Source organism: Alcanivorax sp., assembly GCF_002733835.1.
Classification (GTDB): Bacteria; Pseudomonadota; Gammaproteobacteria; order Pseudomonadales; family Alcanivoracaceae; genus Alcanivorax.
Genome location: NZ_NVWY01000003.1, coordinates 17,168 through 28,805 on the forward strand (window position 1 = coordinate 17,168; position 11,638 = coordinate 28,805).

The 11,638-nt window shown below is 53.2% G+C and carries 9 protein-coding genes; 2 read left to right on the forward strand and 7 right to left on the reverse strand.

Translation table 11 applies throughout. The features are described from left to right. Nucleotides 1-71 precede the first annotated feature (71 nt). From COA55_RS02325 to COA55_RS02350, 6 genes are all read right to left on the reverse strand, one after another. The gene (locus tag COA55_RS02325; protein WP_008930242.1) at nucleotides 72-3,152 is read right to left on the reverse strand and encodes an Ig-like domain-containing protein; all 3,081 of its coding nucleotides are present in this window, start codon (nucleotides 3,150-3,152) and stop codon (nucleotides 72-74) included. A gap of 34 nt (nucleotides 3,153-3,186) precedes the next feature. Further along, nucleotides 3,187-4,548, reverse strand: coding sequence for an outer membrane protein transport protein (locus COA55_RS02330; protein ID WP_063509526.1), 1,362 nt, complete (start codon nucleotides 4,546-4,548; stop codon nucleotides 3,187-3,189). A gap of 334 nt (nucleotides 4,549-4,882) precedes the next feature. Beyond that, on the reverse strand, nucleotides 4,883-6,526 hold the full coding sequence (locus tag COA55_RS02335) for an NAD(P)/FAD-dependent oxidoreductase (RefSeq protein WP_007149384.1): 1,644 nt from the start codon (nucleotides 6,524-6,526) through the stop codon (nucleotides 4,883-4,885). Further along, nucleotides 6,523-7,434: an alpha/beta hydrolase gene (locus COA55_RS02340; protein ID WP_230457773.1), complete on the reverse strand. Its 912-nt coding sequence runs from the start codon at nucleotides 7,432-7,434 to the stop codon at nucleotides 6,523-6,525. The genes COA55_RS02335 and COA55_RS02340 overlap by 4 nt, the downstream gene beginning before the upstream one ends. A gap of 86 nt (nucleotides 7,435-7,520) precedes the next feature. Continuing rightward, nucleotides 7,521-8,360, reverse strand: a complete 840-nt coding sequence (locus COA55_RS02345; RefSeq protein ID WP_022983810.1) for an SDR family NAD(P)-dependent oxidoreductase — start codon at nucleotides 8,358-8,360, stop codon at nucleotides 7,521-7,523. After that, nucleotides 8,345-9,289, reverse strand: coding sequence for a metal-dependent hydrolase (locus COA55_RS02350; RefSeq protein ID WP_008930237.1), 945 nt, complete (start codon nucleotides 9,287-9,289; stop codon nucleotides 8,345-8,347). Before COA55_RS02350 ends, COA55_RS02345 begins: the two co-directional genes overlap by 16 nt. A 181-nt stretch (nucleotides 9,290-9,470) precedes the next feature. Here COA55_RS02350 and COA55_RS02355 point away from each other — a divergent pair, with 181 nt between their 5' ends. Beyond that, the gene (locus COA55_RS02355; RefSeq protein ID WP_007151233.1) at nucleotides 9,471-10,076 is read left to right on the forward strand and encodes a TetR/AcrR family transcriptional regulator; all 606 of its coding nucleotides are present in this window, start codon (nucleotides 9,471-9,473) and stop codon (nucleotides 10,074-10,076) included. A gap of 69 nt (nucleotides 10,077-10,145) precedes the next feature. On the opposite strand, the gene COA55_RS02360 is transcribed toward COA55_RS02355, so the two are convergent. Next, the gene (locus COA55_RS02360; RefSeq protein ID WP_007150482.1) at nucleotides 10,146-11,189 is read right to left on the reverse strand and encodes an AraC family transcriptional regulator; all 1,044 of its coding nucleotides are present in this window, start codon (nucleotides 11,187-11,189) and stop codon (nucleotides 10,146-10,148) included. Between the two features lie 122 nt (nucleotides 11,190-11,311). Here COA55_RS02360 and COA55_RS02365 point away from each other — a divergent pair, with 122 nt between their 5' ends. Beyond that, on the forward strand, nucleotides 11,312-11,632 hold the full coding sequence (locus COA55_RS02365) for a 2Fe-2S iron-sulfur cluster-binding protein (protein ID WP_007151505.1): 321 nt from the start codon (nucleotides 11,312-11,314) through the stop codon (nucleotides 11,630-11,632). The last annotated feature ends 6 nt before the right edge of the window (nucleotides 11,633-11,638 follow it).

An 11,638-nucleotide genomic window follows, 5' to 3' on the forward strand; every position in this document is an offset into this window, starting at 1 on the left:
GGCATACGGTGAGGACAGAAAAAAGCCCCCATAAAGGGGGCATGAAAGTGCGTTAGCACAAGGGGAATATATTAAAAATCTTTTACCGGCAAAAAGGTAAAGGTCAGATCTACGCCGAGGGGGGGGACTTCCAGCTCAACACCCGCCAAGCCGATTCCCAAGAGATCAATGTTGGCCGGTATGATGAGAGGGTCGGGGTTACGGACTTTGAGAATCAGACGACCATCATCGACAAAGCGCAGGGGGCCTTCGAGGGTGACTCCGGTAATTACTTTGCTGCGGATGTCATGCCCGAGTTCTATAATTAGCCGTGGTTCTAACTCTGGTGCATCCACCATGAGATCAAACGTAGTACTGAACCAGGGGCCATCCGGGGTTTCGGTGATATAGCCCGTAATGGGTTGATTGTTTTCGTATCCCAATCGAAGTACCAGAGGACCGGTGTCCAGCGGTATTGTGATTAATCCCAGTGCGCGAGCTTCCAGAAAGACACTGGTCGTTGAGAGAACGGTAGGGAAGACTTTGGCAATGACGGCGCCGGTGACTTCATTTGATGTCATTGGGTCGCTGTCGATGAGGCGTCGGTTGATGGTGACATCCGGCTCATACTGGCTTACCCCGGCTTGCAAGGCGCCTGACCCGACAAAGGCAAATTTCTTTTCCGGGCAATCGTCGCCTATACCACAGCCAATGTTGGCATGGGTTATTACTCCCGATTTGTTTTTTAGCCTAAGCTGTAGGTAGTTGGCATCGGCAATGGCACCGCCGTTACCATCGGGTACCGCACCTTGCTCATTGTCATCGAGACTGAGGTTCGCGTTGACATCCGCTACAGGTAGTGACCGTAATGATACGCGGGTAATCCTGTCCTCTTCTCCTGTTACCACAAAGTGATTGGTCAGGTCCGGACCTCCTTGTCTAAGGCCAGGCGCTGTGGAGCTGGACTGAGAAATTTGCCGTGTTTGCAGAGGGGCTCCATCATTTGAACATATGGCGTTGACTCCACAGTTCGGCGCTCCTTCCTCGGAGTGCAGGGTATAACGGTAAAGGTCACCAACCCGCCAGGGACTGTTCGGTAAAAATTCGATTCGCTGTGAAAGTACTTTATGGCGACCATTGACGGGTTGCCATACGTTATTAACGGTATCGAAGTGTTCAACAACAAAAGTCTGATCATTAACCGTGTCGCCGTCGATACTGCGGCTAAAGATGACTCGAATACTAAAATCCTTGAACATATTCGGTACAGGATAGAGCGGGTCGCTATTTTTACCTCCTACACATCGGCCATTGCGCCAAGTCTCTCTTTCGCCGGTAAGATCGACATCGGTTAACGCACAGGGGTAACCGGGAAAAACAGCAGCGACAAGTGGTGCACGTAGCTCATTGGTGCTGCCATTGGGAAGCACGAAGTCCGGTAGGCGGATGTTGAGTGTCTGGTCCTGGTTGAGCGGGTTTCCCTGCGTATCTCGGAGCAGGCTGGTGAGGGTGAGCTCGACGTCTTTTCCGTGTTGAAGGATATCTCCTCCGATGATGATCGTGGCTCCATCGTGACGTATTGGGTACGTCTTTACTACATCATCAACAGAAACCTGTACGGCACCGTCAAGGAACACCGAAGCTGGGTCTAATGGTTTGTTGAAGTTCAGGATAACGGGGTCACCAGGCCTTGCATTGGGTTGGAACGTTTCTCCCGGTGCCCAAGACTGAAGCTGCAAGGGTCGAGTGTCTTGGCTTGGGGCAGGCGCTTGGCGCTGGTTTTGATAGGCCTCCATGCGGAATGAGAGCAGACCGGATGCCTTCTCCAGGCCCAGTACATCAGGTTCAACCACACTGACCGCATCCAGTACTAGTACACCATCCTTTACAACGGCTAAACCCGCTACCTGCACATTAAGCAGGTTCTGGCTGAGAGCCGCATTGGGCTCTTGACCTGCTGCAGTCATTGCTGCGTCCATATTAAGCAGGGCATAGCGGGGAACCGATGGGGAATCACTGAATGGATTAGGGATCAGATACCCATTAGCGTCGCTGAGTATCGTGATGGTGACTTCACCGGTTTCCAGCCCGGACGGTATTTCGCCCAGTATATTGACGTCCACGGGGGTGCCTCGGAGTACGGAACCAGCGGGTACTCGCAGTGGAACGGCATTAGGAAAGTTGGGAGCAAAAGCCAGATCTGCAGCTAGATCCCCGCTCAACCCGGTAAATGATTCATCTCCCAGCACAAAGGATTGTACTGGCACCTGATTGATCGGGTTGCCGGTTAAAGTTGACACTAGTCCAGGTTGCTCAGCTCCAAGACTGCCAACTTTTAGAACGGATGTAGCACGGGGAAGAGTGGCTTCCGGAACAAAAGTCCGATTGTACTCCGGCAACTGTTCACCGGTAGTCTGGGCCCGCAGCCCAGCAATCGTTAGTGTGTGTTCCACAGGTTTCAGATCCTGGTCAGGATCCAGTGTCAGGTAACGACCCTGCAAAAATAGCGATGCGGGAACCAACTTGCCGAGGTTGTCACGAAGTTGAACCGATCCGGTTTCGCCATATGCTGTGCTGGTCGGATCAACCGTTTGGTTAAACGACATCCTGAAGGTGCTCATGTCGTTGGGATGGCTGGCATCATCAATCGGCTCTAGCAATGACGGTTGGTCTAGAGGAGTGGCTGAAAGCAGGGTGAAAGAGCCGCTTCCCATGGTTTGCGATGCGCCGGCTTGACTGCCTGCAGTCCGAAACCGAACGCGGGCCACGGAGTTATCATCAATGGCTCCAAGGCCATCATCGTTGACAACCAGATGGTACGCTTCCGCCGGAGCCAGCCGCGATTGAGGATACAGGGCCAGGCCTCTGCCATTGTCTACCACCTGATAGTCAACCATGACGGTATTCCCATCAGTATCACTGACCAGCTGTAGGCGTGAGTCAATGTCATCAATAACCTCTTGCTCAAGTGCAGAGGAAAATCGCAGGATTACTGGCGCGGTAGCTGGAACCTCGGTCTGGCCAGGATAAGGGTAAGAAAAAATTAATGTCTCTGGTGTGCTCCAGGGATTGCTTACATCGCCCTGATCGCCACCGCACCCGGTCAGAAGGGCTGCTATGGCGACCGCCAGACTAATCAGAAACTGGTGGATTGTGATGGGGTTATTATTCATTGCTCTTCTCCTGGTATTAATCGCATGCCTGTTGTTAAAACTTTAGCGACAGGGAGGAAGAAAATACGTTTATTTCACCATCAGCCCTTACCGTTTCATAAGGGGCTGGATCGGTGGAAGAGTTGATGGAGGTCAATTCGAAATCAGCTTCATCCAGCATTTGATACTGGTAAGCGAAGGAGAGTTCTAATGGCATATCTATTATTGGCGCGCTGGACAGACGGTAGCTGGCACCCAGACCGAAAACCTTTTTATCGGTGTCAAGATAGTTAACGTCCTGGGATCGGCTGGATTTTAAAGGTGAGTCCTCCAGGGCTGCGCCGGCAAAGAGTTTCATGGACTCCGACCACTGATAGCTAACGCCAATTCGGGGAATGGTGATGTCGTCAAACGCTAGATTAGCCTGATCGCGAATAGTATCGTCGGCAAACTCGCTTTCAAGCGCAGACCAATTGTGCTGCTCAATGCCTGCCGTCAATTCGAATTTGCCAACGGGAAGCAAAATGGCTGCGCCGAGAACTTCAGGTTGATAGGTATCAATTGTACTAAGCGCTAGGCTCAGGCCTGGTTCAGGGATAACTCCCGGCACAACCACATTGGCATCCACGGATACCTCATAGCTACTTTCCCCCCGCCAGAAAAGAGCCAGCTCCATCTTATCCATTCCAAAAGGCATGCACTCGCTTGTACCGCAAAACATTTCTCCAGAGCGGATATTGATACCTAGTGCCGGTGATAGGGATGGAGAGGCTTCCAGGGAAAGTTTTTCAGAGTCTGTGTTGCCGCCAAGGTCTGAAACTGCTTCCAGGTTGGCTTTGGCCTGGAGGGTAAGACGTGCTGATGCGCCGACGTCAACGCCCCTCAGGACGTTGCTGATAGCGCCACCAAAGGCGAGATAAAGTGGCTGAGATTCATAGCGTAGAAACTGCCCTTTCTGGCTGGTATTGGCCTGATAGGGCAATAGGTTGGATGTGTATTGGTCTACACCCACGTTCAGGCCAAAGTAAATGGGCTTGTCGATGCTGGAAATGCCGGCGACGCGGCTTTTGAAGCCGATTAATAATAGTTCGGAACTGGTGTCAGAGAGGATATCATTCTCTCGCTCCAAAGGGTCTGTTCCTCCCAGTGATTTAGCACGTAATTCCTGGTCGCCATACTGCACAATGACTCCCAGTTCGCCCTCCGGGGAGCGGGCCATGGCGGCCGGGTTGTAGTACACCGACCAGCTGTTGGATGCAAAAGGACTGAATGCCAAGGCAGTGCCGGCATTCATCGGGCCTAGCCCATAAGTGCTCGCTCCGTCGCCAGCACCGCCAATGGCCAAGCCGGGTGAGAGCAATGCTGTAGTGCACGTGAAGAAAAGGAGAGGTAACCGTTTTGTTTTTTTTGCAGACATTTCAGGCTCCTAAAGGGGGCTGTTCTGGTTATAGATGGTGAGTTGTTCTGATTTTCTGTTTGTTTGGTTAAACAACCAATATTGGTCTCAGGCTTAGCTGTCTGTGTCCATGACTGTAATGACGTTGTGCTCTGGCGCTCCGGTAATGTCACACATTAATGCGTGACGCCCAGCCGTCGTCTATGACGAGATGCCGTGTTCTGTTGCTGACCAGGCATGGGTTATCGAGTGGTATAACGCCTCCTGGGCAGCGCTAAAGCGCACGGTCAACTGGATCTGGAGAGCTCTGCTGGCGTGACATGTACAAGCAGGCTCCACACTTTCTCTGGCACAGTCACTGAGAATTGTTATCTGTTTGTTTTGCCGGAATGCCCTTCTCTGGCAGCTGGGGATGTGGCTCACAGGCTTGTCTCCCGCCGTCGTGTCTGCTGGGAGTGTGCCCGGCCAGTACACTGAATCGGTAGTGATCCATCGGTAAATGCTTGGCTCGCCACAGCATTTCCAGAGAGGTAGAGGGCCGCAGCATTGGCGCGTCACCATGATGGTCGAAGTAATAACTGTTCGACAGCGCGCAGTTGTGGTTAAGGAACACGGTGTTTTGCTGGCGTTTCTGGATATTGCGGAAATACGCGTCATGGACGGACTGACGTATTTCCACTTGGCTGGCTCCACGTCGGTTGGCTTCGCGAATACAGCGAGAGAGGTGGATGGCATTCCCTTCGACCATCTTGAAGTAAGAGGTGCCGATAAGGGCATAGGGACCGAGCATGATGTAAAAGTTCGGGTAGCCCGGAATGGTCAACCCTTCATAGGCCTGGTAACGGTAGTCATGCCAGAAATCGCCCAAATTGATGTTGTTGCTGCCGATGACGTCGAACGAGGGAATATTTCCTTTCTCGAAGGTTTTGTAACCGGTGGCGAGGATCAAGGTATCGATACGCCGTGAGCGGCCGTCCTGGGTGGTGATGCCGCGGGACGTAATACGCTTGATCGGGGTCGTGACAAGCTCAACGTTGTTTCGGGCAAAGGTTCGGAAATAGTCGTTGGAAAACGTTGGCCTTTTGCACCCGAAGCCGTATTTCGGTGTCAGTGCTTGCCACAGGTCCTGGCGGTTGGGCAGCTGTTCGCGCAGGTTGTTTATGCCCGCCTTTTCACACATGCGAACCAGCCAAGGGGCCTGCCGGTAATATATTGCGGAAAGCACCATCAGGGTTTCGCTGACGGTGTCGGTAGCGCCGCGAAGGCTGCGTTGCAAGCCCGGTACGGTTCGGAACAATACCTTGAGCCAGCCAGGCAGAGTCTGATCCGGCTTCTTCAGCACCCAGATGGGGGTGCGCTGGTAGACGTCAAGTTGACGAGCCTGGCGGGCAATTTTCGGAATCAGTTGCACTGCAGTGGCGCCAGTGCCTATTACCGCTACTCGCTTGTCACTAAGATCAAGGTCATCTGGCCAGCGTGCAGTGTGAATGACATTGCCCTGGAACGTATCAAGCCCTTCAATATCTGGCATCTTGGGTGATATCAAACCGCCACAGGCGGAGACAATATGGCGTGCACTAAGTCGCCTGCCATCCGTAAGATCGATCAACCAGACATGGCTGTCGAGATCAAAACGGGCGCTAGCGACTTCGACACCAAAGCGAATCAGTGGGTAGATGCCATACTTGCTTGTTACCTGTCTTGTATACTGGTAAAGCTCGTTTCCCGGCGCAAAAACGCGAGACCAATTTGCGTTTTGTTCGAAGGAAAATGAATAGGTAAACGAGGTAATGTCGACAGCGATTCCCGGATAACGGTTGTCGCGCCAGGTTCCTCCCACATCCTTGCTTCGCTCAAGGATCAAGATATCTTTGATGCCATCGGCACGCAGCTGGATTGCCGCACCAATTCCAGAAATTCCCGCGCCGATGATAATGACTTCATGATCAGGAGTAACGCTGGGACGAGGGTTATGGATTGCAACAGCAGCCATATTCATGATGCAACCTCAACTATGGCGCTATCGCTAGCATTGACCGTTTGGGATGGGGCTTTGCCGACGTTATTGCTGGTCAGATACTTTCCCAGAATTCGGACGATGGTAGGGAAGTCCTGCTTTGCCTCTGGTAGCAAAAAGGTGAATACGGGCCACACGTGCGGCATATCATCGCGCTCCAGAACCTGCACGGGCACCCCCGCATCTCGCGCGCATTGTGCTGCTGCATGGGTATCGTCGCGCAGACACTCTTCGCTACTGACAGTGAAAAGTAGAGGGGGCAAGCCGGTGAAATCCGCGGTGATTGGTGAGGCATACGGGTGAGCGGGGTCCGCGCCGGCCAGATAGATATCCGTTGCCACCTCAATCATGCCATGGGAAAGCATGGTATCGCTGTCGCTATTCGCCTGTCTGGACATCAGGGTGCCTCGCGCATCCGATGCCGGCGAAATGGCGAGGGCGCAAGCCGGCATTTTCAGCAGCTGATCACGGGCACGCAGCAATGTGACTAACGTCAGGTTGCCTCCCGCAGAGTCTCCCGCAATGACCACAGGGCGAGGGTCTGCGATCAGTTCACGATACACATTAAAGGCGTCATCCGTTGCTGCCGGGAAGGGGTGCTCAGGGGCTAGTCGGTAATCCGGAAGAAAGACCCGCGCATTCAGGGCGTGAGCCAAACGGCCACAAAAGTGGTGATAGGTATCAAGCCGCCCGCCGATGAAGGCGCCACCATGCAGGTAGAGTATGGTGATTTGTGGGTCTGCGGTGCCTAGCCAGTGGCCAGCTATTCCTGCAACCTTGCCTCGCTTGAGTCGCACTCCGCGTGGCAGCAGAGAGGGGGCCAAAGGCGCGTTCATCACCCTGCGAAGATGTCTTACCAGTTTGTCCGGGTCGCGTATATCACGCTTCATGCCGGCGCGAAAAAGTAGCTTCAAAATTGTTGTAGGAATGGAGGCCATATTGAATTCCTTGCGTGTTTCGTTTCCACTAATGCGGTTTAATCAGCCAGCATTCTGTAAGCTTCGCCAATCGCGCGGGCGTATAGTCGTGGCGTCAGGCGTTTCAACCGCCAGGCAAGCCGGCCGTCAATTTGTGGCAGCATGTAAAGCTCACCTCGATCAAGGGCACTGAGGGTCTGTCGGGCCACCTGGTCGGCGTTGGTGAGGGCATAGCGGGTCATCGCTGAACGGGCAAAGTCACGGCGACGTTCAGGCAGGCGCCCATTCTCGACGATATTGGTCGGGACCACGGTTGGGCACAGGGCCGTGATTTTTACGCCGGTACCGGTCAGTTCAGAAGACAGCGTTTCGGACAGGGCCAGCACCCCCGCCTTGGTGACGTTGTAGGCGGCCATTTCCGGGGCGGACCCGAATGCGGCAGCAGAGGCCACATTGATGATGCCTCCATAGCCCAGATCGCGAAGCTGAGGGGCAAAATAATGGCAGCCGTGAATAACCCCCCATAGATTGACGTTCATGCACCAGTGCCAATCTTCAAGTGACACCTCGCCGATTGGGCCACCGAGGCCGACGCCGGCGTTGTTGATTACCAGGGTTACCGGCCTGCCGAGCAAAGGCTCGGCATTTTCCGCCAGGTATGCCATCTGTTTTTCATCGCCGACATCACACCCCAGGGCTACCGCGTGAGTACCGAGTGCTCGCAGGCTGATCGCCACCTGTTCGGCGCGCTCTTCATTGATATCGACACACAGTACCGAACCGCCTCGACGGGCAACTTCGTAAGCAAAGCTACGACCGATGCCGCTACCCGCCCCGGTGATGACAGCTGCCGCCTGAGTTGACGGGTGCAAGGGTTTCTTTTTCATGCCTGCCCCCATGCGGGTTCAGGTTGTGGCGTTTCGAATGTACCGTGTACATTGTTGGCTCGGTGGTCTCTGAGCGCTTGATAGGCCTTATGAGGGTCGCCAGTTCTTTCGTAGGCGCGTTTCCAGATCCGGATTACATCACGGTTATCGTCATCCCACGGGTGGAAAGTGGGGGAGAAATAGGGGGGCACGCCAGCGAGTACCTTGGAAAGAATGCCGGGACGCCAGAACAGGACTTTGGTCATTTTGGCGGCGGACCACAAATTCAGAATTTGACGATCCTTGTAGAGCAGATAGGTCTGGTTGCCGATCATAATGGGGAAGCCCAGGGCAATGGCCAGTAGCATGCCACTGATACGCAGTCGGTAACTGCGGTAGCCACCACCACTGGCATCGACGAAGACGTCATAACTGACGCTCTTGTGCTCGGTTTCTTCGACAAAGTGCCAGTAGAGCATGGCACGCAAATCCGGGTGGGTTTCGTCAAACAGCTCCGGGTGCTCAAGCAGTACCGAGGAAATAATGGCCGTGAAATGTTCAAACGCCGCTGCGATGGAGCTCTGCATATCGTCACTGAGGCGGTGTTGGAGTTGCTTACGGATCAGCTTGAACACGCCTTCAACCTTGTCGATGGGAACCCCGTGTTGCACGCCGATGGCGTTCATTTCATCGTGCTCACGAGCATGAATGCGCTCCTGGCGAATGAATTCTTTAGCTGCGTTCAGCACTTCTGGATCGTCAAGCTTGCCAAGCTGCCGTCTTGCAGAATTCATCACCCAGCGTTCACCGTCGGGGACGGCGGCGAGAATGGCATTCATCCAGTGAGTGGACCACGGGTCGTTGCGAAACCAGTGGCGAGCCACGTTTTCGATGTTCATGGGAAAGTGAATGTCACGGGTTACAACCTCGTCGTAACCAATCTTGCGGTTTGCCAGAGCCATTGGATCGCTCCCAAGTAAAGTGCATTCATTGGACTTTATTTGTATGACCAACCAAATTCAAGATTATAAGGTAGACAGCGTGTTTTTATCTGTATAGATCGAATAGTGCCATCGGCCAGGAAGGCTGGGCCGACTTTAAAAGGAATGCTAGAATCAAAGGCTTACAGCATGGGAGTGCCTTGTGGGAAGAAAGAAAAATCAGGTAACGCCGGTGGCGGAGGCGGATCGAGTGTTTGTGCTCGGTGCTGCAGCTCGTCTATTTCGTCAAAAGGGGTTCGATAAAACCACCGTTAAAGAAATCGCCGAGGCTTGTGGCATGCTGCCTGGCAGCTTGCATTACCGTTACCCCTCCAAGGAAAGCATTCTGGTCGACTTGATGCGCCTTGCGCTTGAGCAAGCGTCTACGGCCTTGTCTGAGGCCATTCGGGGGGAAAGTGAGCCGCTTGAGCAGTTGCGTCAGGGGATCAATGCTCACCTTGAGTTGCTGGTTGGTGGGTCGGATATGGTCTATGTCCTCCTTTTTGAATGGCGCTCCTTGCATGGTGAGTCCCGCCAGGAAATGATTGATCTACGAGACAAATACGAGCTTCTTTGGTCTGCCATGTTGCAATCTTTGTCCTCTCAGGGCCTGATTCGTGCTGATGTGGATCGTGATCTTTTGCGTCTTATCGGGCTGGGCGCGTTGAACTGGGTAGCAACGTGGTTCAATGAGGGGGGGCGATATACGGTGAAGGATGTCGGAGATTTTGTGTGGACGGTAATTAAGGATGGTGTGCTCAAGCGGTAGACGTTGCTATTCAGTGAGAACTGATGGCCGTACTCGCTGCTGATTGTGAGTGCAGTCTGTTTATAAACACTAACCTGCATGCTGCCTGTATTGATCGGGTGTCTGACCAAACCAGCGTTTAAATGCCCGTCTGAAGCTCGCCGTGTCGTGATAATTCAACAGTGTGGCGGTGGCTTCGACGGACAGCTGGCTATTGCACAAATAGCTTACTGCTTGCTTCGATAGTACCTCCTCGCGAATCTTCCTGAAACTGCTGTTCTCATTTTTGAGTTTCCGTGCCAGGGTGCGCTTGCTTATAAAGAGAGAGGCAGCCGCCTCTTCTTCACTAAGTGTTCCGGGTGGCCGGGACAGCATCATTTTCTGTAACCGAGTCCGATAGTCCGGTTCAGGACTCTGAAGACGCGCAAGCATGGATTCGCACTGCTGAAAGGCTAGATGATAGCTTTCATGATTGGCCGATGCGTTCGGTTTTCGACACAACCCCATTGCCAATTTTAGCTTGAAGTGATCGGAGTTAAAGTAAACCTTGCCTGGTAAATACTCACGGTACATGCCCTGGTAGACGGGAGCTGGATGAGGGAAGTGGACTTCAGATTCATATAGAGGGCGGCCTACGATGAACTCGCCGATTTCGAAAAAAGCCTTGATCACAGTATCTTCCAGGCAGCGCTCCACATCATTTTCCATCGGTACTTGGAAGTTTACAACGCATTCCAGGTAGTCCTCAGCCCGCTGCAAGTCCACTTGAATAAAGCTCGCCCGGGTAGGCAGGAAAGTGTGAACGGCTTGCAGCGCGGTATAAAGGTCGGGGCTGCTGTTAGCAACAAATCCCATCACCCCATGGGTTGCGGGGGTGAGACGCCTGCCCAGCCGTAACCCGAACTCTGGTTTGCCGGATAAATCTAAAGCATTACGCAAGATCTGAATCTGCTGGGTTGCAGTGAGCAAGCTTTCATCTTTGAGTAATTGTTCGACATCTACACCCGTGTTGCGCAAGAGGCTAGGGAGTTCTCGTACACTCAAGCCAAGTTCTCGGGCGATAAGGCGTGAGTAGTTCGACGGGATATCCGCATCCACGTTTTTCAAACCCTGTTTGAGCGTCGTTATTGCCATCAGCGATTCCTCGGAATGCGGTAACTGTCTTTAAATGTCCCCGGTCTGTCAAGAAATGTCCTCGTCGGTGTTCCGACACATAGCCAATCTTCAAGGTAGATATAAATGCTAGGAGACACGCTGTGGGAAAAATTATCTTTATTGAACATGACGACACCGAGCATGTTACGGAGTTCGGGGTGGGTTCTACGCTAATGCAAATCGCCGTTGATAACGCCGTTCCAGGTATTGACGGTGACTGCGGCGGCGAATGCGCCTGTGGTACCTGTCACATGATTGTTCCCGATGAGTGGTTCGGCAAGACCGGAAGGGTTGGTGACGCAGAAGAACAGATGTTGTCCATGACCCCGGAGCGGGCGAGAACCTCGCGCCTGGGGTGTCAGGTAGAAATTACTGAGGCGATGGACGGTATGACCGTGCATTTGCCTGAATTCCAGATGTAAACAGGG

Excerpts from the sequence above, each read along its gene's own strand:
- COA55_RS02330 (WP_063509526.1), bottom strand. The coding sequence starts at position 4,548 with ATGTCTGCAAAAAAAACAAAACGGTTACCTCTCCTTTTCTTCACGTGC.
- COA55_RS02360 (WP_007150482.1), bottom strand. The coding sequence starts at position 11,189 with ATGGCAATAACGACGCTCAAACAGGGTTTGAAAAACGTGGATGCGGAT.
- COA55_RS02345 (WP_022983810.1), bottom strand. The coding sequence starts at position 8,360 with ATGGGGGCAGGCATGAAAAAGAAACCCTTGCACCCGTCAACTCAGGCG.
- COA55_RS02325 (WP_008930242.1), bottom strand. The coding sequence starts at position 3,152 with ATGAATAATAACCCCATCACAATCCACCAGTTTCTGATTAGTCTGGCG.
- COA55_RS02350 (WP_008930237.1), bottom strand. The coding sequence starts at position 9,289 with ATGGCTCTGGCAAACCGCAAGATTGGTTACGACGAGGTTGTAACCCGT.
- COA55_RS02335 (WP_007149384.1), bottom strand. The coding sequence starts at position 6,526 with ATGAATATGGCTGCTGTTGCAATCCATAACCCTCGTCCCAGCGTTACT.
- COA55_RS02340 (WP_230457773.1), bottom strand. The coding sequence starts at position 7,434 with ATGAAGCGTGATATACGCGACCCGGACAAACTGGTAAGACATCTTCGC.